Consider the following 26,046-nt stretch of genomic DNA (forward strand, 5'->3'; position numbering starts at 1 on the left):
CGGCTCGGTCAGGGTGCCGAACTGGTTTCGCATGACGCTGGAGGGGATAGGTCCGGACATCTGTCCGGTCAGCCTGAGAGGGGTGTTTCAGGCCCCGCCCGCACCATGCTCTGACGACAGGGCGGCGGTCAATGGGTTTGAAGGCGCCAGGGTTGATCCGAATTGGCCCGTAGAGCGATCCTGACAGGGGCCTGACAGGGGATGAGCTAATCTGACGGGGGACGTATCACCGACCACCACTTCTATCGCTGACGCGCAAATGTCAGAGTTGCGCATCTTCAACCAGAATCACTTGCCGGAGTTTCAGTTTCGAATGTCGATGAAGATTATTGCGGCCACTTCGGCGAAAAAAGCCACGCACCTCACTCATTATACGAACTTACAAGGCCTCAAGGGTATCATCACGGGAAGAAGTTTGTGGTTGAGCCACGCAAGTTTCCTGAATGACCCAGCGGAGCTCAAGCATGGCTTGAGGCAAGCGAGACAAGTTTTGCGGTATCTCCTCGATGAATCGGATCGCGATCCTTCGCTTCCCGTCGCGACCGAACGAAGAAAAATTCTTCTGGAGAGACTGATCGCTGAGGTGCCGCAGATAAAAGATCCGAATGCCTACGTTACCTGTCTTTGCGAAGAGGACGACCTCCTAAGTCAGTGGCGAGGCTACACCCCAGGCGAAGGGGTGAGTATCTCATTCGAAATTGATGCCCTGCGGCGGGTGTTCGGCACCAGAGGAGCCGAGCTGCATCAAGTGCAATATGGCATATCCAAACCAACCCGAGGAATTCTGTCAGAACTGAAGAAACAACTTCCGGACATCGTTGGTGACTTGGAAAGCTTCATAGGGGAGAGATCGGACGATACGCTGAGTGAAGAATTCCGAAAACTAGTCCAGAAGCTCACACCTAGGTTCAAGGTGCGAGGATTTCAGGAGGAACGCGAGTGGCGTATCGTTGTCATGGACCCAGAGCGTAGCTTGGTTGAGTTCAGGCCACGTGGGCCGATCATGTTGCCATATACGTCCCTGGAAGCCTCAGAACCCTTGCTACCCATCTCCCACATCACAATCAGCCCTGGGGTAAATGACGATGCGGTCGCCGCGAGTTTGCGTTTGTTTCTGGACCACCATGAATATAAGAAATGCACCGTCCGAAAAAGTTCGACTCCTTACAGAAAATAGATCTGTATCATAATGTCTCTAGCCAGACCTCTGCGATGCGGATCACCTCGGCCTCGTCGGCGGCAGAGAACCCCAGAAACGGACGCGCCGGGATATCTCCCCAGGGCATATGCATGAAAAAGTCTTGGGATTTGGCGCGCTTCGCCGACGGCTTCGTGCGCCCCATCTTCGCGCCAAAGGAACCCTGAGGTGCACCAAAATGCATCACCGCCGCCTGCGGAGCTGGCGAGCCGATCAGGAGCTGAGTGTCGGAGGCCTGATAGTTGATGCCGGCCGCCATCCGGCTGGTCGCGCGCAAGATCGTGGTGGCGGTGATGCCGGCCTTCTTGCGGCGCTCCAGGGTGAGCGGGCGCAGGCTGGCCCAGGGTGTCCCGTCCGGGCCGGTTTCGCTGGCGAAATTCCGGGGAATGGCCTCGTCGGTCATGTATTCGCCGACGTTCTTGTAGAAGCCTGCCAGGTTCTCCATGCGCGAGGCCAGCTCCGCGAGCCTTGCCCGTGCCTGCGCGTCGTCGAGCTCCGCTCGGAATGTGATGCCTGCCACTGGATTTTCTCCTCAAATGCGCTAAGTTTCAGGTGTCAGCCCGGTGAGGCGGTGCCTGCCCTCACAACCGGTCTGACGCGGCGGCCCGAGCACCCGGGCCGCTATTTTCTTTTCCAGACCAGCTTGCCGATCCGCTGAGCGTCGAGATGGCGCATATCCGGCTTTGACCGGTTCAGCGGCGCATAGCCGGTGATCTCGCGCCAGAATTTCCGGCCCAGCTCCATCATCACCACCAGACCATTGCCAGGATCGGCGCGGATGTAGCGACGGGTCAGTGCCTGATCAAACTGTCCAGGATGCGCATCGAGCGGCACTTCCCGCACCCCGAGCCAGATTTCGTCAGGATCTGCCAGCGCCTCGGCTATAAGCGCGGCATAGGAGGCATGGCCGCGCTTATAGCCCTTCCAGCGACCGTCATTGCCGAAGAACATCTCGCCCGAGATCGGGAAACGATGGCCGGCCTTATCCTCGAACAGCGCGGCGCGGCCGACATCGCCGCCAAGCGGCTGCAGCAGCGCTCGGATGTAATCCTCGGCCGCAAGACCCTCCGGCATGACCGTGGCCTGAAACGGCCGGGCCTTTGCCAGCAGATCCGCAATCGGCTCCGGCTGATCGATGCTGACAACATGCCGGCCGCGCGGATCGCCGGTCGGGACAGCATCCGGATCCTGCAGGAGGGCTGAAGGCACGAGGCCGCGCTCCCAGTGATCACCGGGCATGTAGTCCCAGCCCTTTCCGATTCCCATCGGCTGCATGACCAACTGCCCGGTGGCGCGGTCGATCTGCGGGATCAGCGCATCCCGGGGTGCTTCATCCGGCCCTGTTTTGCCCAACCGCTCAAGAGACCGGCGCGACAGGGTCCGGACACCGCAGCTGCAGAGCCAGTCATTCGGCGGGAAATGGGTATCCCACCACGGGTCGTTCCACATCAGAACGAGGCCATGCCAGCCGAGGTGCTGCTTGCGGGGAACCTTCGGGGTGCGGCTGTCGCCGTGCAAATACTGCCAGTATGGCCGGAGCTTCACCACATCCGGGTCGCGCATCTGCTTCAGGCGGCCGGCCATGAAGCTGGTGCGGATATTGGTCTCGAAGATCGTCCGGATCCGCCATTCCCGCTCGCCCTTATAGGACCAGCCATATTTCTCGACGAGGCGGTCGAAGTCCTTGGCGAAGTCCTCGACATAACGGCCGTTCTCGGCGGCGTCGATGATCGCGGTCTGAAACTCCTCGAGCATCGCGGTATCGGTGACGCCGGCCACGACGAAGGCGCGGTCGTGGATCCCGTGCATCGCATCGAGCCAGCTCCTAGTCGGGAGCGGCCGCTTCTGGCGCAGGAAGTCGATCTGTTCCTTGAACGGGAGCCGGCCGGGGGTGATGGCAAAGGCGGCACCTTCATCATCATCGAGGAAGACATGTTCCCGGCCCTCCCATGCCGCCAGTTCCATCGCATCTGTCAGGATCGAGGCGAGCGGCGCCGGTGTCCAGCGCGCAGCGAGCTCGAGGAGGCCGGAGAGTGCCGCCGCCCAGCCATCCTCTGTCGCGCCGAAGCCGGTGGCCTGATCGAGAACCTGACGCACCGCCGCGACCCGGCGCTGAAAATGAAGCTCGGCCGTCTCCAGCGCCTCAGTGACGACGCGCTCGACCGGCCCGTCAGGCTCAGAAAAGCAGACGTGACGATGCGCTACCGTTTTTTTTTAAGCCGGACGGCCGAGAACTGGGCGACATCGGCGGTCTGGAACGGGTCGGGTTCCTCGGCCTCTCCCGCGAAGGCGTGGCGGGCCGCGACCAGCGCATCAATCGCCTTGTCCGAAAGCGCGTCCGTCACCTCAAAGCTGACGATGTATTCCCGCGCGACCTGATCATCCTCGAATTTCGCGGCCTGTTTGACAATGATGCTGATCGCCTCATCCGTCAGCTTCGCGGCCTCGGCCTTCGACTTCCGGGTTTCTGCTGCGGCCTTTTCGTTCTTGGGGCGCAGCCTGCGCACCGTGGGCACCGCAGCCCCTGGCAGGTTGTATTCGACAATCCAGCGGCAGAGTGATCCCCGCAGCGTGTCGGCCAGCTCGTCCCCATCACTGTCGGCGCGCACCTCGAGCTGGTCTGCATGGACCTCGCCAAGCGCGCGGTTGCCGCCGCCCTCGGTGACCTGGCTGGTCAGGGTCTCCCCGGTGACTGCAATCGAGATCTGCTTGTCCCAATAGGCCACGAACTGTTCATAGGTGACCGTGCCGCTGCGCGATGCCTCCAGAAACTCGATATCCGTCCCGATTGGCACGGTGATCGCCGAACTGGTACGGACATTGACCAGAGTGTTCATCAGCCGGGCCTGTTCGTCCGAGAGCATCCCATATGGGGTTTTACCCACCACGGTCGGCGCCGAAAACTTCTCGAGGAAGTGCAGCCAGAAGGTAATCCCTTCGCGCTTGAACAGGACTGCCCAGAACAAAGACGAGCCGAGACCGAGGCCATAGGGGTTGTTCCCGACCACGCCGACACGGTGAACGATAAACTTGCGCGCCGGCAACAGCTCGCCCTCGGTCATGTTATTCCACGTCAGGAGGCGCAGCTGCCAGTCCCGGTCAAAGACGAAGCGGCGCTGGTCATGGGCGATAATCCTGACAGGCCGGATCTCGGCGCCGACGCGATCCCAGACCAGCTCGGCCGCTGAAAACCCCATCAGGGTTGCGTCGAGTAGATCGCGGCAGACCTTGTCGAAGGGCAGCGCTTCGAAACAGCGATCCACCAGGTCAGCCGCTTCCTTGTCGATGGGGCGATCCCCGCCGGGCTCAGCCTCCCAATCCCGGGACACCAGGGCGCTTTTGCGCTTCTCCAGCATCGAGCCGGCATGCGGATCGCGCTTGATCTCCTGATAAATCGCGAGGCCCTTGCCGCCGCCTTGTTGGATCAGGGTGTCGTCGGCATGCTGCATCGCCCCGGAATAGAACGGGATGGTGATATCGTTCGCCACCGAGGCGATCAGGGTGCGGGCGTCCGAGGGCAGGTTTTTGCGGGCCGATTCCGCGAAGGCGGCCGGCTGTGCGCGTGGGGCGTGTTTCGGCTTCTTGCGGCGGCTCATTTCTTATTTCCCCTGCGCTGGACGATTGCCCTGCAAATCCCTTCAAGGACTTCGATGATCTGACCAGCCGCGTTCCAGCCAAAGCGGGCACCGAGTCCGGCAACCAGGGAAAAACCAAAGATCTGAAACAGGATCATCCGCGCCCCCCCAGCCTGAAACCTGACCGCTGGCCAGCGCCCGACGCCGAGGCGGTCTGCATGTTGCCCGCGCCACCAGCGCCACCGCCGCCCGCGTAAAGCAGGGTGTTCTGCCAGAGCATGTCGAGGGCGTCGGGGCCGTCATCATGGGCGCCGTTCGGCCACTGCTGCAGCTGCTCGATCATCGTGGTCTGTGTGGTGTTGAACCGGATCAGCCCTGCCGTGACGGGGGGCTGAAGGCGCTCGATGCGCAGATCCTTGTCGGCATTCGGGATGATCGGCACGGCCGAGATCCCGACGCCCTGCTTTGCCGCCGTCAACATCAGCGTGGTACGCAGAAATTCCTGGAACTGGACGGTCTCGACGAACCACAGCATGCAGCGGTATTTCCGCTGCATCTCGATGGTGTCCGAGATGATGATGTCCGGCAGACGTTTGCGGATCGATGCTTCAATCAAGTCCATGACGCCGGTCAGCCGGTTAACCGGCGCAGTAAATGCGTCATTGCGCGGCCGTTCCCAGGAAAAGATGTGCCAGGTATCACTCAGACGCTCGAGGACACCTGAGGCAAAGCCGGACCAGAGAGGGCGAGGGTAAGGATTGAACTTCGGCACGGCGGTAAGCTCCCTTCAGGATGAAGTTCTCTGGTCCGAAAAGCGGGCGCTTATCGGTTTGGGTGAATGATGAATGTTGGAGGCTGGAACAGTCGTGCCTGGGAAAGCCGGCCTGAGCTTCAGCGAGTGAGCGTCAGGTTGGCGAGGGTGGAGTTCAGCGTCAAGCGATGCGGCCGGAGACCTGAGGAGCGCGGCTCATGGCGGCCACGGATGCAGTGCCGAAGGGTGAACTCTTCTAGTGCATTGAAATATAACAATATAAGCTGGGTTCGGCGAAAAATGGTCGTTAATCGCCTTGTTTATGGTCGCCGAAACCCCGGAAATGGGCCTTAATTGGCTGGTATTTCAAAAGACCGGAACACGACCTAGCCTGGTGGGGTCCTGGTGGGTGGGCTTATTTGCTTATTTGCATTTTGCGAAACTTGTGGTGGCAACAGTTTGCAAATTTCCGAAGTTTCGTTTTCTTTTCCAGTCGCGCAATATTATTGTTCTCTCGATTCCCCGGGAGGTGCGCCATGAAAGATATCCTGCAAGAGCTTGAAGACCGTCGTGCAGTGGCGCGGGCAGGGGGCGGGCAGCGGCGGATTGATGCGCAGCATGCCAAGGGTAAGCTGACGGCGCGCGAGCGGATCGGGCTTTTGCTTGATGAAGGCTCGTTTGAAGAATTCGACATGTTCGTGGCCCATCGCTGCACCGATTTCGGGATGGAGCAGGACCGGCCCCCGGGGGATGGGGTTGTCACCGGCTGGGGCACCATCAATGGGCGGATGGTCTATGTCTTCAGTCAGGATTTCACGGTTTTCGGCGGCTCGCTTTCCGAGACCCACGCGCAGAAGATCTGTAAGATCATGGATATGGCGATCCAGAATGGGGCGCCGGTGATCGGGATCAACGATTCCGGCGGGGCGCGGATCCAGGAAGGGGTTGCCTCGCTCGCGGGCTATGCTGATGTGTTCCAGAGGAATGTTCTGGCCTCCGGCGTGGTGCCGCAGATCTCGCTCATCATGGGGCCCTGCGCGGGAGGCGCGGTCTATTCGCCCGCCATGACCGACTTTATCTTTATGGTGAAAGACAGCTCTTACATGTTTGTCACCGGCCCGGATGTGGTCAAAACCGTGACCAATGAGGTGGTGACGGCCGAGGAACTTGGCGGGGCATCGACCCATACGAAGAAATCCTCGGTGGCGGATGGTGCGTTTGAAAACGACGTCGAGGCGCTGGCCGAGATCCGCAGACTGTTTGATTTTCTGCCGCTCAACAACCGCGAAAAGGCACCGGTGCGGCCCTTCTTTGACGAGCCGGGCCGGATCGAGCAAAGCCTTGATACGCTGATCCCGGACAATCCGAACCAGCCTTACGACATGAAGGAGCTGATCCATAAGATCGCCGATGAGGGCGATTTCTATGAGATCCAGAAGGATTACGCCGGCAATATCATCACCGGCTTCATCCGGATCGAGGGGCAGACGGTGGGCGTGGTCGCGAACCAGCCGATGGTGCTGGCGGGCTGTCTGGATATCGACAGCTCGCGCAAGGCGGCGCGGTTCGTGCGCTTTTCGGATGCCTTCGAGATCCCGATCCTGACGCTGGTTGATGTGCCGGGCTTTCTGCCGGGCACAAGCCAGGAATATGGCGGTGTGATCAAACATGGCGCCAAACTGCTGTTTGCTTACGGCGAGGCGACGGTTCCGAAGGTGACGGTGATCACCCGCAAAGCCTATGGCGGCGCCTATGACGTGATGTCGTCGAAACATCTGCGCGGCGACTTCAACTATGCCTGGCCCACCGCCGAGATTGCGGTGATGGGGGCGAAGGGCGCGGTCGAGATCCTGTACCGCTCGGAACTGGGCGATAAGGACAGGATCGCCGAGCGCACGAGGGATTATGAGAATCGATTCGCCAATCCTTTCGTCGCGGCTGAGAAAGGCTTTATCGACGAGGTGATCCAGCCCAGATCCACCCGGCGCCGTTTGGCGCGCGCTTTTGCGAGCCTTCGCAACAAGAAGCTCTCGAACCCGTGGAAGAAGCACGACAATATCCCGCTCTGAAAACCCCATGAGGTGAGGTCGGGATATGTCTTCTCTGTTCAGCCGTCTTTTTATTGCCAGTTCTCTGGCGCTTTGCCTTGCGGCGGGGCGCTGCGACGATGGGGAGGCGGCCGCGACGGGCGAGGGGGCAATCGCACTGCCTTCGGGCAAAACCGCCGAATGGCTCGACGTGCAGAGCGATACAGCCGGAGTTGAGGGCGCGACCGCGCGCTTTCGTTTCATCGACAAGAGCCTGAAGCCGGGCGAGGACCGCAGCGCAGATATGCAGAGCCTTTGTGACACATTCGCGCGTGAGCGGGTTGCGGCCATGGTGCCTGCGCCACGCCAGATTGTGATCACGCTGGCCGATCGCCCGGTTGCCTTCGGTGCAACTGATCCTGAAGCCGTGCAGCTTTTCGAGGCATATCGCCTCGAAAACGCTGCCTGCATCTGGGAGATGTTCTGAAGATGGCACTACATCTGGTTGAAAACTGGGGCAAAACACCTCCTTCTGATGTATTGGAGTCACAGGGTAGCAACTTACTCACGCGCGCGTGTTTTTCGGCCCCGGATTCCGCTATCTTCACCCCAGGCCGACCCCAAGCGGCCTTTACCTCGCAAAGGGACAGGGCCGGCATAGTGCTGGCCTCAAGATCCCTGAATGAATGGAGCAGAAGATGTCGAGCACTATCCGTATTGTCGTTGCACTGGCTTTCGTGGGCACCATTGCTGCCTGCGCAAAGAAAGTTGAAGAAGAAGTCGTCTATATCGACCAGCCGGTTTCGGTCGAGCCGGTCTATACCGGTAAATACAAGTAAGACGACCGCTCAGCCCGGACGGAGATTCGGACGGGCTGAGCCGTTTCTGCGGCGCGTGGCACTGGCCGGCGCCGCCTGTTTTGGGCCTGTCTCAAAGCATGGCAGAGCTGTTGCCGCATTCGTTGCGCAGGCTTTTGCAAATTCTGTGAAATCTCCGATTCCCTTCTGCGAGCGCACACCATATGGTGCGGCACATCACCCTGATTCGCACTGGAGGTTGTCATGCGGACCACTGCTATCGTCGCCCTTATCGCTCTCTCGACCCTGGCCGCTTGCGCCAAGAAAACCGAGACCGTTGTTGTTGCTGAGCCCGTTTCGGTCGAGCCGACCTACACCGGCAAGTACAAGTGATTTCGCAGGGCGGTTGATCCCTGACGGATCGGCCGCCCGGCTTTCCTGCCTGACCGGATTTATTCCGGGTTTTATACCGAATGTTTCTGGCGCCGCTGGCGCCACGCCTGCCCATCCTGCTAAAGCCGGTTCCGCAAAGAAAGGAACCGCGCCATGTTAAAGCACAGGGGCTTTCCGGGGCGTCTTACCGGAACCGATTTCCAGTTCACCATCCGTCGCGCCAATCTTAAGGATGGGCCGGCAAAGATCATCCGCCGCGAGCGGTTCAGGGATCGCAAATTCGTCGACCGCAAGGCTGACGAGGCCTTTATGGCAGCGCTCTGGGCCTGTTTCGGCGAAGAGGTGTTTGAGCGCGGCAATCTTGACGCCGGGCGACTGTCCTGGCTGTTTGGCCGCGAGGTCGTGGCCGCAGAAGATCCCTTCAATCCGGCCAGCTATGAGGCCTTGCTGAAGATCGACGTCAAACGCGCCGAGGCGGCCTTTCCGGCGGTTTTTGCGCCGGATGCACCGGCTGTCAGCTTTGACGAGGATGACGGGGAGGATTGGGAATGATCCTCCTGCCGGCAGTCTTTCCGCGCAACATGACCCTTGCGGCCACGGCAAAATGCGCTGGCCTGGCGGGTTTCAGCCGTTTTGGCGGTCGCATTTGCGTGAGAACTGCCGGCATATCTTTTGCAACTCAAAAGAATGCGCTAGAATCGGCCTCAACCATAACAAACCGAGGCAGTCTCTCATGCGTAAACTTGTCCTGCTCCTCCCGATTCTCGCCCTGCCGCTGGCTGGCTGCGTCAATAATGGCGGTGGCTATAACAACGGCTATGGCAGCTCTTCGCCGATGGACAGCGCCGCTGTGCGCACCGTTGGCGGCGCCGCAGCCGGCGCGCTGGTTGCAAGCGCAACCGGTGGTTCGAAAACCCAGGGCGCCCTCATTGGCGCCGTTGCCGGCGGCGGCTCCTGCATGGTGCCCGGCCTCAACAACTGTAACTGATCCGTCGCCCGCAGCCGCGGGGACCGATCTTATTTTCGACAATCTGAAACGGGGTCTTCCGGCAGCTTATGCCGGAAGACCCTTTTGCATTTCGGCCCGGCTGAAGCGGGCCGGGACTGAGGGAGAGCCATGTTCAAGAAGATCCTGATCGCGAACCGGGGTGAGATCGCCTGCCGTGTCATCAAGACCGCGCGGAAGATGGGCATTAAGACGGTTGCCGTCTATTCCGATGCCGACCGCAACGCGCTGCATGTGCAGATGGCGGATGAGGCCGTGCATATCGGCCCGGCCCCGGCGAACCAGTCCTATATCGTGATCGGGAAGATCCTTGACGCCATCCGCCAGACCGGCGCCGAGGCGGTGCATCCGGGCTATGGCTTCCTGTCCGAACGGATGGATTTCGCCGCCGCCCTTGAGGAAATGGGTGTGGTGTTCATCGGGCCGCCCTCTCCGGCGATCGAGAAGATGGGCGATAAGATCACCTCGAAGAAACTGGCGCAGGAGGCCGGGGTCTCGACGGTGCCGGGCTATATGGGGCTGATTGCTGACGCGGAAGAGGCCGCGCGCATCTCGGACCAGATCGGCTATCCGGTGATGATCAAGGCAAGCGCGGGTGGTGGCGGCAAGGGGATGCGGATCGCCTGGTCGGCCGATGAGGCGCGCGAAGGGTTCGAATCGTCAAAGAACGAGGCGGCGAACAGCTTCGGCGATGACCGCATTTTCATTGAAAAATTCGTGACGCAGCCGCGCCATATCGAGATCCAGGTGCTGGCTGATCAGCACGGCAATACCGTCTATCTGCATGAGCGTGAATGTTCGATCCAGCGTCGGAACCAGAAAGTCATCGAGGAGGCGCCGTCGCCCTTCCTTGACGAAGCGACCCGCAAGGCGATGGGCGAACAGGCCTGTGCGCTTGCGAAAGCGGTGGGGTATACCTCGGCGGGGACGGTGGAATTCATCGTCGACGGCGCGCGGAATTTCTACTTCCTCGAGATGAATACCCGGCTGCAGGTGGAACATCCCGTCACCGAACTGATCACCGGCATCGATCTTGTCGAGCAGATGATCCGTGTAGCAGCGGGCGAGAAACTGCCCTTCGCGCAGTCCGATCTGAAGATCAACGGCTGGGCGATGGAGAGCCGGCTTTACGCCGAAGACCCCTATCGCAACTTCCTGCCCTCGATCGGCCGTCTGACCCGCTACCGCCCGCCTGTCGAAGGTCAGACCTCGCGTGGTGGCATCGTTCGGAATGATACCGGCGTCTATGAGGGCGGCGAGATCTCGATGTATTACGACCCGATGATCGCGAAGCTCTGCACCTGGGCGCCGACCCGTGAGGCCGCGATTGGCGAGATGCGCCTGGCGCTGGATACATTCGAGGTCGAGGGGATCGGCCATAACCTGCCTTTCGTCGCGGCGGTGATGGATCACCCGAAATTCGTCGCCGGTGACATCACCACGGCGTTTATCGCCGAAGAATATCCCGAAGGCTTCCAGGGCGCGACGCTGCCCGAGGGCGAGCTGAAGCGGATGGCGGCGGCGGCGGCGGCGATGAACCGCGTGGCCGAGATCCGGCGGACGAAGATTTCCGGCACGATGGACAATCATCAGCGCCGGGTGGGGGATGACTGGGTCGTGAGCCTTGGCGGGTATGATTTCGCGGTGACGATTGCGGCGGATCGCGAGGGGTCGACCGTGGGCTTCGCGGATGGCAGCAGCCTGCGCGTGAGTTCAGACTGGGTGCCTGGCCAGCCGCTGGCGCGGATCGCGGTCGATGGTTCGGATCTGGTGATGAAGGTCGAAAAGATCCCGATGGGCTTTCGCCTGCGCAGCCGTGGCGCCGATCTGAAAACCCATGTGCGCAGCCCCCGCGCGGCGGAGCTGGCGAAGCTGATGCCCGAGAAACTGCCGCCCGACACCTCTCGCTTCCTTCTGTGCCCGATGCCGGGGCTGGTGGTGAAGATCCAGGTCGAGGAAGGCCAGGAGGTCCAGGAAGGCCAGGCGCTCGCCACCGTCGAGGCGATGAAGATGGAGAACATCCTCAAAGCCGAGAAACGCGGCGTGGTGAAGCTGATCAAGGCGAAACCCGGCGAGAGCCTCCGTGTGGATGATGTGATCATGGAGTTCGAATAGATCCATGGCGATCCCGGAATTTCAGACATTCATGCGGCCGGTTCTCCAGGAGGTCGCGGATCGTGGACCTGTCCTGACACGCGACCTGACGGTGATTGTCGCCGACCGGCTTGGACTCTCTGAGGATGAGCGCGCTGAGATGGTTTCTTCAGGCAATAAGACGCGGCTTTTTGACCGCGTTGCCTGGGCTGCAACCTATCTTTGCCAGGCGGGGTTGCTGGAGCGCCCCGTCGGGCGGTGCTGCAAATCACCGCAGCCGGTCGCGAGGCCTTGCAGTCGGGCCCGGAGCGCATCACCCGGGCATGGCTACAAGAGGTCTCACCACAATTCCGGGTCTTTTCGCTGGGGGCGGCGGGCGATGAGAGTGATGCAAATGCGGTCGCGGAGACGGCAGCAGCGGCATTGACGCCTGATGAGGCGATCCGGAATGCACATCGTCAGCTGGATGAGGCCTTGGGTCAGGAGCTTGTGGAGCGGCTGGTCACCGCCAGTCCCGCATTCTTTGAACACACGATCCGTGAGCTGCTGGTAAAAATGGGCTATGGCGAGGGGCGCCATGCTGCCGATGTTCTTGGTGGTGCCGGAGATGACGGCGTTGATGGTGTCGTCAACCTTGATACGCTTGGCGTCGATCAGGTCTATTTTCAGGCCAAACGCTACCGCCAGGATATAGCTGTCGGCTCGGGCGCCCTGCGTGATTTCTTTGGTGCGCTTGCGCTGAAGGATGTGACCAAGGGCATCTTTGTGACCACAGCGCGCTTCTCCGACTCCGCACGTCTGACGGCCGAAAAGCTCAACAAGCGTATCGTTTTGATTGATGGGGCAGAACTCGCACGGCTTCTCATAAGGTTTTCGGTAGGATGCCGCATTCGGGAAACCTACAAGGTTTCCGAAATCGAAGAAGATTTCTTCGAATGAGCGGAATTTACCGCCCCGCCGGGTTTTTCTCCAGCGCCTCGGTGCGGGCGATGGGCATTTTGTCGATGGTGTTGATGATCTCGCGTGGCGCGCGGGGCGAGGGGCGGCGGACCGGCGAGCGCCAGTCCTTGTCCATCATCACCAGCGAAAAGCCACGCGGGCGCAGCTTGAGGCGGATCTCTGACGGGGTCGCGGGATCGGTGTCGGTGATCAGCACCACATCGCGCGCCACCAGCTGCGGGTAAAGGTCGGGCAGGATCTCCATCTGCCGGATGAAATTCGGGTCATGCGGATTGTCGGCAAAGACGATCACGGGGCGCCGCAGGAATAATTCGTCTGCTTCGGAAATCCCTGAGGCAGGCACCGGGCCGAACGGGGCGCCCAGATCGGGTATCTCCGCCACCGGCTCTTCGGACGGGGCCTCCTGCGCCTGCAGGAGGGAGGGAACAAGGCCCGCAATCGCGGCCATGAGAACGAGGGAACGGCGGTCGAGCTTATGATCCATGCTCCGGATATAGAGTGGATCGGGCGAAACCCCAAGCGGCGAGATGCGCCTGATCGACAGATCGGGTCAGTCTGGCGAACGGAGTGACGAGAATGAGCGATCAGAACACCCCTGACCTGGCCTCCTGGGAGGCCTTGGCCTCGAAGGAGCTGAAGGGCAAACCTGCCTCCAGCCTGAACTGGCAGACGCTGGAGGGGATCGAGGTCAAGCCACTCTATACGGCGGCCGATCTGGAGGGGCTGCCGCAACTGGGCGAGCTTCCGGGCGTGGCGCCCTTCACCCGTGGTCCGCGCGCGACGATGTATGCGGGCAGGCCCTGGACGATCCGGCAATATGCCGGGTTTTCGACCGCCGAAGAGAGCAATGCTTTCTACCGCAAGAACCTTGCGGCGGGGCAGCAGGGGGTTTCGGTCGCCTTCGATCTGGCCACGCACCGGGGCTATGACAGCGATCATCCGCGTGTGGTGGGGGATGTGGGCAAGGCCGGTGTGGCAATCGATTCTGTCGAGGATATGAAGATCCTGTTCGACGGCATTCCCCTGGACAAAGTCTCGGTTTCCATGACGATGAATGGTGCGGTGATCCCGATCCTCGCCTCGTTCATCGTGGCGGGGGAAGAGCAGGGCCATGCGCGCAGCCTGCTGTCGGGCACCATTCAGAACGACATTCTGAAAGAGTTCATGGTCCGCAACACCTATATCTATCCGCCCGAGCCAAGCATGCGGATCATCGCGGATATCATCGAATATACCTCGAAGGAGATGCCGAAATTCAATTCGATCTCGATCTCAGGCTATCACATGCAGGAGGCGGGGGCGAACCTCGTCCAGGAGCTGGCCTATACGCTGGCCGACGGGCGCGAATATGTCCGGGCGGCGCTGGCGGCGGGGATGCCGGTTGATGAATTCGCCGGAAGGCTGTCCTTCTTTTTCGCCATCGGCATGAATTTCTTCATGGAGATCGCGAAACTCAGGGCGGCGCGGATGCTCTGGACCCGCATCATGCAGGAGTTTGAACCGAAGAAGCTGTCTTCGCTGATGCTGCGCACTCATTGCCAGACATCCGGCGTCAGCCTGCAGGAGGCCGATCCCTATAACAACGTGGTCCGCACCGCCTATGAGGCGATGTCTGCGGCTTTGGGCGGCACGCAGTCACTCCACACCAATGCGCTCGACGAGGCGATTGCGCTGCCGACCGAGTTCTCGGCCCGGATCGCAAGGAACACCCAGCTGATCTTGCAGGAAGAGACTGGCATCACCCATGTCGTCGATCCGCTGGCCGGGTCTTACTATGTCGAAAGCCTGACCGCACAGCTGGCGGAAGAAGCCTGGAAGCTGATCGAAGAGGTCGAGGCGATGGGAGGCATGACCAAGGCGGTGGCCTCGGGCATGCCGAAGCTGAGGATCGAGGAAACCGCGGCCCGGCGTCAGGCCATGATCGACCGCGGCGAAGAGGTTGTGGTCGGCGTCAACAAATACCGCAAGGCGAAAGAAGACCCGATCGACATCCTCGAGATCGACAATATGGCGGTGCGCGACGCCCAGATCGCGCGGCTTGATCAGATCCGCGCGACCCGTGACCAGGTGGCCTGTGATGCGGCGCTGCTGGAACTGGGGCGACGCACCGTCGAGGGCGGCAATCTGCTGGAAGCCGCCGTCGAATGCGCGCGGATGCGGGCGTCGCTTGGCGAGATCAGCCTCGCGATGGAAGGCACATTCGGGCGTCACAGGGCGGAGGTGAAGACTTTGGCAGGGGTATACGGGGCCGCCTATGAGGGCGATGCGGGTTTCGAGGCGATCCAGAAAGACGTCGAGGCTTTCGCGGAAGAAGAGGGCCGCCGGCCCCGGATGCTGGTCGTGAAAATGGGCCAGGACGGGCATGATCGCGGCGCGAAAGTGATCGCGACCGCCTTTGCCGATATCGGATTTGACGTGGATGTGGGGCCTTTGTTCCAGACCCCGGAAGAGGCGGCGCAGGATGCCATCGACAATGACGTCCACATTATCGGCATCTCATCCCAGGCGGCGGGGCATAAGACACTCGCGCCGCTGCTGATTGCGGCGCTGAATAAGGCCGGTGCGGGTGATATCATGGTGATATGTGGTGGCGTGATCCCGCAACAGGATTACGACTACCTGAAAAAGGCCGGGGTGAAGGCGATTTTCGGGCCGGGCACCAATATCCCCGATGCAGCGAAAGAGATCCTCGACCTGATCCGGGCGACACGCGCCTGATACCGGCATTTTTTCTGATACCGGCATTTTTACAGGGAAAAGGGGGCGATACCGCCCCCCTTTTTTCATTTGATGAGGTTCGGTTCGCGGTTTGCTGCGCTGATCGCCCTTTCACTGATCCTGCGTTGGCTCTGTCATTGCTCGGCCAAGACCATAAAAAAGGGAATTCGCGGGTCATCGCGCCAGAGGATTGCACCATCCTGATGCCGCAGCTCCTGGCAGAGTTTTCCTTTACCCACCCGGAGGTGATGGCGTTGATTTCCGGGGCGAAGGGGCCGGGCGAGGGCAATGGCGCGGGCTGCTTTATCGGTTTCGGTCGGGACATGGTCGAGGCACTGATGAAAAGCCGGGGCTGGGATGAGGTGAGGGCCAATCGCGAGCGTTTTCGCGTGGTTGGGTCAGGTGCCGCCTCGGACGTGGTTGGCTTTTAAGGCGAGGATCCGTTGTCGACGATCTGTTCGTCAGCCACAGGACCCCGGCTACGGCAACAGATCCCGCTGCACACTTCTTCGGGTATGGGGGCGCATCTTTCTGTACTGCCGTCGTGCCCCCTTCTGGCAGGGGCGGGGTGGCGATGTGATGTGCCACCGGGCTGGCGGCATCGGCGGTATTTCGTAGGGATGTCCGGATTGCGCAATCCACGCCTTGTCTTCTGCGCTGTCCGGCCCCATCTTGTTCTTACGACCGTTGGTCATGCGTCGAGAAGTCTCCGCCTGACCTCGTTTGCCTTGATACCCTGAAATTGTCGGCACCTCAAAGATCTGGGGTGTTTCCGGTTCCCGGTTCTGATCCGACCCTGCGGCTTTTGCCTTTGCAGGGACTGAACCCCATATCCGTGCCCCAGGGCCGGATCATCAAAGGATAATCTCGTGGCCAGGGAAAACAAACGCGGCAACCGCGAAGCGAAAAAGCCCAAGCAGGTCAAAGTCGCGCCCGTCGCGGCACCGCTGTTCGAAAAGGGCGCCCTGTTTGCGGCGGCAGCGCCAAAGAAGAAAAAGACTTGATCCGCCTCCTCCTCTCGGCCGCGGCACGCTTACGAAACGGGGGCGGAACAAGGGAGAGGAGAGGTGAGACTGGCCCCGGCGCCGCAGGCGGGTTTCCCGGTTCTGCCGGCGAGTACCCCGGTTCTGCCGGCCTTTGGTCGGACACCGCACCTGTGCGGGCAGAGCTTTTCAGCGTAGAGCGGCTGGAGCAGCACGCGGTCACGCTGGCCGCGGCACAATCGGTTGCCTCACATCGCAACAGGATGCCGCCGCTGCGCCGCAGGCTTGATGCCAATGCCAGGGTCCTGCTCGCCGCCTGGCGGGCCAGCGCCAGAGAAGTGGCTGCCGGGCATGATGTGGTTCCGGCGGCCGACTGGCTTTTGGACAATTATCATCTGGTCGAAGCGCAGATCCGCGAGATCCGCACCGATCTGCCCGATGGATATTACCGTCTTCTGCCGAAGCTGGCGGAGGGTCCGTTTGCGGGGTATCCGCGCGTCTTCGGTATCGCCTGGGCCTTTGTCGCCCATACCGACAGTCATTTCGACCCGAAAATCCTGCGCCGCTTTCTGGTGGCCTATCAGACGGTCCAGCCGCTGACGATCGGCGAGCTCTGGGCCGTGGCCATCACCCTTCGCATCGTGCTGGTCGAGAATCTGCGGCGGCTTGCAGATCAGATGACGCTGGGCCGGGCCGAGCGGGCCGAGGCCGACAGCCTTGCCGATCAGATCTGTGCCCCGGGTCAGGCCCATGCGGCGCTGCTGCCCGAGGTCGAACGGCGCGCGCGTGGCCCCCTGTCAGAGGTATTCGCGGCCCAGCTGGCCAAACGCCTGCGCGACCGCGATCCGCGCACCAATCCGGCACTTGGCTGGCTCGAGGAACGGCTGGAGGCTCAGGGGACAAGCATCGATACGGTCGTGCGTCACGCCCAGGAACGGCAGGGGGCGTCAAACGTCACGCTGCGCAATGTGGTGACCGCGATGCGCAGCATCTCGGCCACTGACTGGGCCGATCTCTTTGAAAGCGTCAGTCTGGTCGAGGCACGGCTTCGGGAACAGCCGGGCTATGGCGCGATGGATTTTTCCAGCCGCAACCTGTACCGCAGCGCCATCGAAGACCTGTCGCGCGGCAGCGCGCTCAGCGAGACTGCCGTCGTGGAACAGGCGCGGGCCCGCACAGAAGCGCACCAGGCGGGAGAGGCGCAGGCCGATCCGGGCTGGTCGCTGATCGCCGCCGGACGGCAGGCTTTCGAGCGGCAGATCGGGTTTCGCCCCTCTGCCCGGCAGCGCTTTCGCCGTTGGGGGATCGCTGCGGGCTTGCGGGGCTATCTTGGCACGATCTGCGGTCTGACGCTGGCCCTGCTGGCGCTCTGCGCGGTTTGGGTGGCGGACAGCGGCTCCGGTCTCATCTGGCTCCTCGCGATGGTGCTGCCGGTCAGCGGCGTTGCGGTGATGCTGGTGGACCGGGTGGCGGGCGCCGGCCTCGGGGCGACGTTGCTCCCAGGTCTTGATCTGCGGGGCGGAGTGCCGGAACAGCTGCGCACCGTCGTTGTTGTGCCGGTTCTGGTCACCGGCAGCAAGGATCTGGAAGACCAGATCGGGACGCTGGAGGTGCATCACCTTTCCGGGGCAGGGGGAGATCTGACCTTCATCTTGCTGACGGATAATGTGGATGCCCCGCAGGAGGTTATGCCGGAAGATGCAGCGCTGCTGGCTCAGGCAGAGGCAGGTATCGCCGCCCTGAACCGCTGCTATCCGCCGGGGCCGGCCGGTCCGCGCTTCCTTCATCTGCACCGCCCCCGGCAGTTCAATCCCGCCGAAGGTGTCTGGATGGGGTGGGAGCGTAAGCGCGGCAAACTGCATGAGCTGAACCGCCTGTTGCGCGGTGCGACGGATACCCGCTTTCGCACAGCCGACGGCCAGGTGCCGGCCGTTCCCGCTGCGGTGCGCTATGTCATCACGCTGGACGCCGACACCCGGATGCCGCGTGACACCGCGGCGCGTCTGATCGGCAAGATTGCCCATCCGCTGAACCGACCGGTCCTTGACCCGGAGGTGCAGCGCGTGACCAGTGGCTATGGCATCCTGCAGCCGCGCGTCACCCCGGCGCTGGAGCCGGGTGCCCCGGCGACGCTTTATCACAAGGCCAGCGCCGGTCCAGGCGGGATGGATCCCTATGCATCCGCAGCCTCGGATCTGTGGCAGGATCTGTTCGGCGAGGGCGCCTTCACCGGCAAGGGCATTTATGACATCGACGCTTTTGAGGCCGCGATGCGCGGTCGGGTGCCCGAGAACTCCCTGCTGAGCCATGATCTGCTGGAGGGGATCTTTGCCCGCGCCGGTCTTGCCTCGGATGTAGAGCTGGTCGAGACATTTCCGGGTCGCACCGACATTGCAGCGCGCCGCCAGCATCGCTGGACACGGGGCGACTGGCAGCTCCTGCGCTGGCTTTTTGCGCCCGCCGTGCCGATGCTGGGCCGGGTCAGGATGGCCGACACGCTGCGTCGCTCGCTGATCGCGCCGTCGATGCTGGCGGCGCTGGTGCTGGGATGGGTGCTGCCGGGAGGGGCCGCACTGGCGGCGACGCTGCTGCTGCTCGCCGCTCTGGCAGTGCCGCTGGTGTGGCCGACGGTTCTCGGGCTGATTCCGCACCGGGCCGGGCTGGATCTGTCGGGCCTGTTGCGCCAGGCGGCGGGCGATCTGGCGATGACGGGCCTGCGGGTCGGGCTGGCGGTGACATTCCTTGCCGATACCGCCTGGCGGATGATGGATGCGATCCTGCGCAGCCTGTGGCGGACCGGCGTTTCGCACCGCCATCTGCTGCAATGGACCACGGCGGCGCAGGCCGCGGGCGGGGCGAGACCCGGGCCGTGGCGCCTTGCAGGTTTCATGGCCGGCGGCATTGGCCTCGGCGTTGCGCTGGTGGTGGTGGCTGTGCTCATTGCGCCCGCAGCGGCGCCGCTCGCGCTGCCTTTTGCAGCATTGTGGCTTTGTGCGCCGTTGATTGCCTGGCGGATCAGCCATGCATCGGCCCGGTCGCCGCAGGAGACCCTTACCCCCGATGCGGCGCGGGATCTGCGGCTGATTGCCCGCGCCACCTGGTCCTACTTTGAGACCTTTGTGACGGCGGAGCACAGACACCTGCCGCCCGACAATTTTCAGGAAATTCCGGTGCCGCTGACAGCGGCCCGCACATCGCCCACCAATATGGGCCTCTATCTGCTGTCTTGCGTGGCGGCGCGCGATTTCGGCTGGATCGGCACAATAGAGGCCACTGCGCGGCTGGAGGCGACGCTTGCCACGATGCAGGCGCTGCCGAAGCAAAAGGGCCACTTTTACAACTGGTACCGGACCCTGGATGACGAGGTGCTCAGCCCGGCCTATGTCTCTTCGGTGGACAGCGGCAATCTGGCGGGACATTTGATCGCCCTGGCAAATGCCTGCGACGCCTGGGCGATGGATGACGGCTTGCCGGACAGCGAAACCCAACGCGCGGGTCTCACCGACACGCTCAGCCTTGCCCGCCGGTCACTGGGGGGGCGCTCACAGGGGGGAGATGTTTCCGGGATCAGCGCGCTGCTCGACGATCTGGAAGCCGCGATCCTCGCCCCGGGCGAGGGCATTGCCTGGCCTGCCATCCTGCGTCTCGCCGTCAAGGCAAAGGGCGCTTTGGCGAGCGATCCGCTGGCTGACAGCCTGCGGGGATGGTTGCAGGCCCTGTGCGATCAATGCACCTGCAATGCCCATCCGCATGATCCCGAAGCATTGCCGCCGCGCCTGCACGTCCTGTCAGCAAAGGCACGGGAAATGGCGCTGGCGATGGATTTCGCCTTCCTTTTTGATCCCGATCGCAAGCTCCTGTCGATCGGCTGGTCGCGTGACGACAACGCCCTTGACGAGAGCTGCTATGATCTGCTGGCATCCGAGGCCCGGCTGGCAAGTCTTTTTGCCATCGCCAAAGGCGATGTTCCGGTGCGTCACTGGTTCCGGCTGGGCCGCTCGGCCAGGCCGGCGCGGGGCGGTTCGGTGCTGGTGTCCTGGTCGGGCTCGATGTTCGAATATCTGATGCCGGCGCTGGTGATGGAGGAGCCGGCGGGAAGCCTGCTGGATCAGACCAGCCGGCAGGTGGTGTCCTGGCAGCGCGCCTATGGCCGCCAGAGCGGCATTCCCTGGGGCATATCGGAATCCGGCTTCAATGCCCGCGATCTGGATATGAATTACCAGTATTCCACCTTTGGCATCCCGGGGATGGGGCTGAAGCGCGGGCTTGCCACCGATCTGGTGGTGGCCCCCTATGCCACCGGGCTTGCAGCTATGTTCGCACCGGTCAGGGCTCAGCAAAACTATGCCGCGCTGGAGGCGACAGGCGGTCGCGGGCGCTACGGCTTTTATGAGGCGCTGGATTTCACCCCCTCGCGGCTGCCCGAAGGCCAGGCCGTTGCCGTGGTGCGCAGCTATATGGCGCATCATCAGGGCATGACCATCGTTGCCATCGCGAATGTTCTACATTCCGGCCGCATGAGAGCGCATTTCCATGCCGAGCCGATGATCCGCGCCACCGAGCTCCTGTTGCAGGAACGCATTCCGCGCGACATTCCGGCGGTGACCCCGCGACCCGAGGCGGTTGTTGTTCCAGACAGCACGACCGCGCTCGACATTCAGCGTATGGCGCAGATCACGGGCCCGCCGCAGGGGCCGCCTTTCAGCCATCTGCTGTCGAACGGGCAGCTTTCGGTGATGCTGACCGCAACGGGCGGCGGCTATACCCGCTGGGGAGACATCGCGCTGACGCGCTGGCAACCCGATCCGACCTGCGACACTGACGGCCTCAGGATCTGGCTGCGGGATCTGGCGGATGGGCGCCTTTATCCGGTTGCAGGCTCAGCCGTGGCCGAAGACCGCGAAGTGCAGTACTTCGAGGATCGCGCCCTGTTTGCGCATCGTGCGGGCACGCTGACCACGACAATGGATGTCCTGGTGTCGGGCGAGGACGACACCGAGGTGCGGCGGGTTTCGATCAGCTCTTCCTCGCGGCGCCCGCGCGAGGTGGAGCTGACCTCTTACCTCGGCCTCGCGCTGACCACACCGGCGGCAGATGCGGCGCATCCGGCCTTTGCGCGGATGTTCGTCGAGACGGAATATCTGCCCGAATTCGGGGCGATCATAGCCACGCGCAGGTCGCGCGCGGCTGATGAGGCTCCGGTCTGGGCCGCCCATTTCCTGACGGTCGAGGGGGAGACTGCGGCGGCGATGCAATTTGAAACCGACCGCGCCGCCTTTGTCGGGCGCGACAATGACATGTCCTCGGCGCAGGCGCTGAGGCCCGGGGGCAGGCTGGCGGGCGGCACCGGCACTGTGCTTGATCCGGTCTTTGCGCTGCGCCAGCGCGTCAGGATCGCCGCCGGCGGCACGGTGCGGCTGGCATTCTGGACCGTGGCCGCGCCGGGCCGGGCCGAATTGCTGGACCTGATTGACCGCCACCATGATCGCAGCGCCTTTGACCGCGCCCGCACCCTGGCCTGGACCCAGGCCCAGGTGCAGCTGCGCCATCTCGGTGCGACCCCGCTGCAGGCGGCGGCGTTTCAGCGGCTGACCGCGCCGATCCTGTTCAGCGATCCGCGCTTTCGCGCCCGGCCCGATCTGATCGCCAGGGGGGCGGGCAAACAATCGGCGCTCTGGCCGATGGGGGTCTCGGGCGACCTGCCCATCGTGCTGCTGCGCATCGATGATGCCGATGACATGGCGCAGGTGCATGAGGTGCTGCTGGCGCAGGAATACTGGCGCGGCAAACGCCTCGCGGTGGATCTGGTGATCCTGAACGAGCATCCCGCCTCCTATGTTCAGGGGCTGCAATCGGCAATCGACGCCGCGCTGCGGGGCGCGCGCACTGCCGGGGGCAGCGGCGGGGGCCAGGTCTATGCCTTGCGCGCTGATCTGATCTCACCCGAGGCGCGGGCGCTGCTGATTTCGGTGGCACGGGTGCTTCTGGTGGCACGGCGCGGCCCCCTGGCCGAACAGATCGCCGCGATCCTGGCGGAGGATAGTGACGAAGAGGCGGTCGCCGCGCCGCGCCTGCGGCAGCGCCCCGCCGCGGCCAGCCCGCCTCCGGTCGAAGAGCTGGAGTTCTTCAACGGCATTGGCGGCTTTGCGCGGCAGGGACGGGAATATGTCACGGTCCTTGACGGGGGCGCCCCAACCCCCGCGCCCTGGATCAATGTCATCGCAAATGACAGCTTTGGCTTTCAGGTCTCGGCCACCGGCAGCACCAGCGCCTGGGCAGAGAACAGCCGTGAGAACCGCCTGACCCCCTGGTCGAACGACGCCGTGGCAGATCCGGCGGGCGAGGCGTTCTACATCCGCGATGACGCCACCGGCGAGGTGTTCTCGCCCACCGCCGCGCCCTTGCACCAGCCAGGCCGCCATATCGCGCGTCATGGCTTTGGCTACAGCCGGTTCCGGCATGAGGCGGGCGGGATCGGCTTTGATCTGCTGCACTTCGTCCCGCTGACCGACCCGGTCCGGATCTCGCGCCTGACGTTGCGGAACCTTTCGGGGCAGCCAAGGCGGCTGACTTTAATCAGCTATGCCGAGCCGGTCATGGGCCCGTCGCGTGCGGGCGCTGCGCCGTTCCTGATCACCGGCCACGATGCAGAAACCGGCGCGCTCTTTGCCCGCAATCCGTGGAACATCGCCTTTCCGGACCGGGTCATGTTCGTCGATATGGCGGGTGCGCAATGCGGCTTCACCGCTGATCGCACCGGGTTTCTGGGTCGGGGCGGCACTTTGGCCAGCCCCCTGGCGCTGGGCCCCGGGCAAGCGCTTTCGGGCCTTAGCGGCGCGGGCCTTGATCCCTGCATGGCGCTGGAACGCCAGGTGGACCTGGCGCCCGGAGAACAGGTCGTCACGGACCACTTCCTCGGCCAGGCGGCCTCTGCCGAAGAGGCGCAAAGCCTTATCCTCCGCCTGCGCGCAAGCGATCCTGATGCCTTGCTGGCCGAGGTCGAGGCGCATTGGGAAGCGGTGCTTGGTACGGTTCAGGTCACGACACCCGACCGCGCGACCGACATCATGGTAAACGGCTGGCTGCAATACCAGACGCTGGCCTGCCGGGTGCAGGCCCGGGCCGGGTTTTATCAGGCCAGCGGGGCCTATGGCTTTCGCGATCAGTTGCAGGATGGCATGGCGCTGACTGTGCCGCAGCCCGACCGGGTGCGCGCGCATCTCTTGCGCGCAGCCGGACGGCAGTTCCCCGAGGGCGACGTGCAACACTGGTGGCTGCCGCATTCCGGGCAGGGCGTCCGCACGAGGATCTCGGATGATTGCGTCTGGCTGGCCTATGCCGTCGCCGATTATGTTTCGGTGACGGGCGATACGTCGGTGCTGGACGAGGGGGTCCCCTTCATCGAAGGGCCCGCACTGGCGCCCGGCCAGCATGATGCCTTCTTCCTGCCCGATGTCTCTGGCTGCAAGGCGGCGCTCTGGCAGCATTGTGCGCTTGGGCTGGACCGGGCGATCACGCTCACAGGCGGGCTTGGCCTGCCGCTGATCGGGACGGGCGACTGGAATGATGGCATGAACCGGGTGGGCGAGGGCGGGCGGGGCGAGAGTGTCTGGCTTGGCTGGTTGCTGCTTGACACGCTGCGCCGCTTCCTTCCCCTGGCCGTGAGCCGCGATCCGGCCCGTGCCGCGCGCTGGCAGGCGCATGCCGACGGGCTGCGCATGGCGCTTGAGCGCGAAGCCTGGGACGGAGACTGGTACCGCCGCGCGACCTTTGACGACGGAACATGGCTTGGTTCTGCCGCAAGCGCCGCGTGCCGGATCGATTCCATTGCGCAAAGCTGGGCGGCGCTGTCGGGGCAGGCTGACCCCGTGCGCACCGCGCAGGCCATGGCATCGCTCGACCGGCACCTGATCCGTCCGAAACCGGGTATCGCCCTTCTGTTCACCCCGCCTTTTGACAAGGCTGATCCCGGATCTGGCCCCGATCCGGGCTATATCGCGGCCTACCCTCGCGGATTGCGCGAGAATGGCGGCCAGTACAGCCACGCGGCGATGTGGGCGGTGCTGGCGCGGACAAAGCTGAGAGATGGTGACGGGGCCGCGCGCCTTTTCGCGATGCTGAACCCGGTCAATCACGCGCTGACACCGGAAGACACGCAACGCTACAAGGTCGAACCCTATGTTGTGGCGGCCGATGTCTATTCTGTCAGCCCGCATGAGGGCAGGGGCGGCTGGACATGGTATACCGGCTCAGCGGCCTGGATGTATCGCGCGGCGGTCGAAGGCATTCTGGGCATCCGGCGCGAGGGGAGCTATCTGCGGATCGCCCCCTGTCTGCCTGCCCATTGGCCGGGCTTTGCCGCGCAGCTGCGCATCGCCGGCACCAGCCTTGATGTAAGCGTGACGCAGGGAAATTCTGCACCGGAAGGGTCGGTAACCGCGCAGGGCGGCGAGATGCGGGTCGCCCTGGACGGCGCGCAGCATAGGCTCAGGATCCACCTTCAGACCGGCGCTGCCTGAGCGGAGGCCACCGCAATCCGCCCGCTTGCGCAAGGCGTCTCAGCCGGGCGGCTCTGCGCAAGCGTCTTCCGAGACAGTGACAGTGACTGCCATATCGATCAGGGCGTCACTGCGGCCGGTGAAACTGCCCGTGACAGGCACGATCTGACGCACGTCGCGGGCCACGGCCACCGGAATCAGGTTCTTCGGGCCGACGCTGCGATTGGTCGGATCAAAAGTGATCCACCCCGCACCGGGGACATAGATCTCGGTCCAGGCATGGGTCGAGCCCGGCCCGGCCGTGCCCTGCAGTTCACTCTGAGGGTTGAACAGGTAGCCCGACACGATACGGGCGCCAAATCCCAGAACACGCACCGCTTCGGCCAGCAGGACCGCAAAATCCCGGCAGGCGCCCCAGCCACGCCGGAGCGTCTCGAGTGGCGTCTGGGTGCCTTCGGTTTCGCGGCATTGATAGGAAATCTGGTTGGCCACCCCGTTGCTGATATCCTTCAGCAGGGACAGCGTGTCGGTCGGGCGGCTGTAGACAAAGCCTTCGGCCCAGCGGAGGAGGTGACCTTCCGGATCAGCATATTGTGGCGCGGATAATGCGCCAAGATCGCTCCATTCGTCATCAGGGTAGCGGAAGGGCCAGTTTATCGCCGGAGCCGCGATGGAGAAGACGGGCCAGACCTGCGCCGTCAGCTCGATCCGCGTCCGGCTCTCGATCTCGAGATAGGCCGCAGGGTCTGCGAATGTTGCTGTGGCAACGGTATTGCCCGCCACATCATGCGCCCAGGTCATGTCCGCGTCCGGAGACACGGAAACGCTATGGGACAGCAGGCGCAGATCCCGCGATTCACGCGGGCGCAGCATCAGCCGGTGTTGCCCAAGAAAGACCTCGGTGCGGTAGCGATAGAGCGTTTTGTGAAATGTTGTGAGAATGGTCAACCGGCATCCAGTTCTGTCCTGTGGAGCAGCCCCGACGCCTGTGAGCTCCTCAGGTCTTCCGGGGTGTTGCGTGATGGAGGTTTGCGGGGTTTTTCCAG

Annotated in this window: 20 protein-coding genes; 13 read left to right on the forward strand and 7 right to left on the reverse strand. The window is 63.0% G+C overall.

The features are described 5' to 3' along the window. The first annotated feature begins 259 nt into the window (after positions 1-259). Positions 260-1,177: a DUF2971 domain-containing protein gene (locus QNO18_RS09690; RefSeq protein ID WP_283177499.1), complete on the forward strand. Its 918-nt coding sequence runs from the start codon at positions 260-262 to the stop codon at positions 1,175-1,177. A gap of 7 nt (positions 1,178-1,184) precedes the next feature. Here QNO18_RS09690 and QNO18_RS09695 read toward each other — a convergent pair whose 3' ends face one another. The 5 genes from QNO18_RS09695 to terL form a co-directional block, all read right to left on the reverse strand. Continuing rightward, complete coding sequence (locus QNO18_RS09695; RefSeq protein ID WP_283177500.1) at positions 1,185-1,718, reverse strand: phage virion morphogenesis protein; 534 nt, start codon at positions 1,716-1,718, stop codon at positions 1,185-1,187. 101 nt (positions 1,719-1,819) lie between these two features. Then, a complete protein-coding gene (locus tag QNO18_RS09700) occupies positions 1,820-3,295 on the reverse strand; it encodes a PBECR2 nuclease fold domain-containing protein (protein WP_283177501.1) in 1,476 nt (491 codons plus the stop codon). A 104-nt stretch (positions 3,296-3,399) separates the two neighbouring features. Next, on the reverse strand, positions 3,400-4,794 hold the full coding sequence (locus QNO18_RS09705) for a DUF935 family protein (RefSeq protein WP_283177502.1): 1,395 nt from the start codon (positions 4,792-4,794) through the stop codon (positions 3,400-3,402). Then, entirely contained in the window at positions 4,791-4,931 is a 141-nt protein-coding gene (locus QNO18_RS09710) for a hypothetical protein (RefSeq protein ID WP_283177503.1), read from the reverse strand. The genes QNO18_RS09705 and QNO18_RS09710 overlap by 4 nt, the downstream gene beginning before the upstream one ends. Next, positions 4,928-5,545: a phage terminase large subunit gene (terL, locus tag QNO18_RS09715; RefSeq protein WP_283177504.1), complete on the reverse strand. Its 618-nt coding sequence runs from the start codon at positions 5,543-5,545 to the stop codon at positions 4,928-4,930. The genes QNO18_RS09710 and terL overlap by 4 nt, the downstream gene beginning before the upstream one ends. 515 nt (positions 5,546-6,060) lie before the next feature. On the opposite strand from terL, the gene QNO18_RS09720 reads away from it, so the two are divergent. From QNO18_RS09720 to QNO18_RS09755, 8 genes are all read left to right on the forward strand, one after another. Continuing rightward, on the forward strand, positions 6,061-7,593 hold the full coding sequence (locus QNO18_RS09720) for an acyl-CoA carboxylase subunit beta (protein ID WP_283177505.1): 1,533 nt from the start codon (positions 6,061-6,063) through the stop codon (positions 7,591-7,593). Between the two features lie 25 nt (positions 7,594-7,618). Further along, a complete protein-coding gene (locus QNO18_RS09725) occupies positions 7,619-8,038 on the forward strand; it encodes a DUF6497 family protein (protein ID WP_283177506.1) in 420 nt (139 codons plus the stop codon). 211 nt (positions 8,039-8,249) lie between these two features. After that, positions 8,250-8,390, forward strand: a complete 141-nt coding sequence (locus QNO18_RS09730) for a hypothetical protein (protein ID WP_171909468.1) — start codon at positions 8,250-8,252, stop codon at positions 8,388-8,390. A gap of 222 nt (positions 8,391-8,612) precedes the next feature. Beyond that, positions 8,613-8,741: a hypothetical protein gene (locus tag QNO18_RS09735; protein ID WP_255532374.1), complete on the forward strand. Its 129-nt coding sequence runs from the start codon at positions 8,613-8,615 to the stop codon at positions 8,739-8,741. 153 nt (positions 8,742-8,894) lie between these two features. Next, positions 8,895-9,293 (forward strand): hypothetical protein, encoded by a 399-nt coding sequence (locus QNO18_RS09740; RefSeq protein WP_198836207.1) that lies wholly within the window; start codon positions 8,895-8,897, stop codon positions 9,291-9,293. Positions 9,294-9,474: 181 nt separating this feature from the next. Beyond that, positions 9,475-9,729: a hypothetical protein gene (locus QNO18_RS09745; RefSeq protein WP_092896514.1), complete on the forward strand. Its 255-nt coding sequence runs from the start codon at positions 9,475-9,477 to the stop codon at positions 9,727-9,729. Positions 9,730-9,858: 129 nt separating this feature from the next. Then, positions 9,859-11,862, forward strand: a complete 2,004-nt coding sequence (locus QNO18_RS09750) for an acetyl/propionyl/methylcrotonyl-CoA carboxylase subunit alpha (protein ID WP_283177507.1) — start codon at positions 9,859-9,861, stop codon at positions 11,860-11,862. 270 nt (positions 11,863-12,132) lie between these two features. Beyond that, entirely contained in the window at positions 12,133-12,780 is a 648-nt protein-coding gene (locus QNO18_RS09755) for a restriction endonuclease (RefSeq protein ID WP_283177508.1), read from the forward strand. Positions 12,781-12,787: 7 nt separating this feature from the next. Here QNO18_RS09755 and QNO18_RS09760 read toward each other — a convergent pair whose 3' ends face one another. After that, the gene (locus tag QNO18_RS09760; RefSeq protein ID WP_283177509.1) at positions 12,788-13,285 is read right to left on the reverse strand and encodes a DUF4174 domain-containing protein; all 498 of its coding nucleotides are present in this window, start codon (positions 13,283-13,285) and stop codon (positions 12,788-12,790) included. Positions 13,286-13,377: 92 nt separating this feature from the next. Between QNO18_RS09760 and scpA the strand changes: the two genes are divergently transcribed. The 4 genes from scpA to QNO18_RS09780 all read left to right on the forward strand — a co-directional run bounded on the left by scpA (position 13,378) and on the right by QNO18_RS09780 (position 25,021). After that, on the forward strand, positions 13,378-15,519 hold the full coding sequence (gene scpA / locus QNO18_RS09765) for a methylmalonyl-CoA mutase (protein ID WP_283177510.1): 2,142 nt from the start codon (positions 13,378-13,380) through the stop codon (positions 15,517-15,519). Positions 15,520-15,722: 203 nt separating this feature from the next. Further along, positions 15,723-15,950, forward strand: a complete 228-nt coding sequence (locus tag QNO18_RS09770) for a hypothetical protein (RefSeq protein ID WP_283177511.1) — start codon at positions 15,723-15,725, stop codon at positions 15,948-15,950. A 438-nt stretch (positions 15,951-16,388) separates the two neighbouring features. Continuing rightward, on the forward strand, positions 16,389-16,523 hold the full coding sequence (locus tag QNO18_RS09775; protein ID WP_283177512.1) for a hypothetical protein: 135 nt from the start codon (positions 16,389-16,391) through the stop codon (positions 16,521-16,523). Positions 16,524-16,675: 152 nt separating this feature from the next. After that, positions 16,676-25,021: a glucoamylase family protein gene (locus tag QNO18_RS09780; RefSeq protein WP_283177513.1), complete on the forward strand. Its 8,346-nt coding sequence runs from the start codon at positions 16,676-16,678 to the stop codon at positions 25,019-25,021. Between the two features lie 39 nt (positions 25,022-25,060). Here the strand turns inward: QNO18_RS09780 and QNO18_RS09785 are convergent, their stop codons facing one another. Then, positions 25,061-25,948, reverse strand: a complete 888-nt coding sequence (locus QNO18_RS09785) for a transglutaminase family protein (protein ID WP_283177514.1) — start codon at positions 25,946-25,948, stop codon at positions 25,061-25,063. Positions 25,949-26,046 lie beyond the last annotated feature (98 nt).

Origin of the sequence: Gemmobacter sp. 24YEA27, assembly GCF_030052995.1 — a bacterium.
Taxonomy (GTDB): domain Bacteria; phylum Pseudomonadota; class Alphaproteobacteria; order Rhodobacterales; family Rhodobacteraceae; genus Pseudogemmobacter.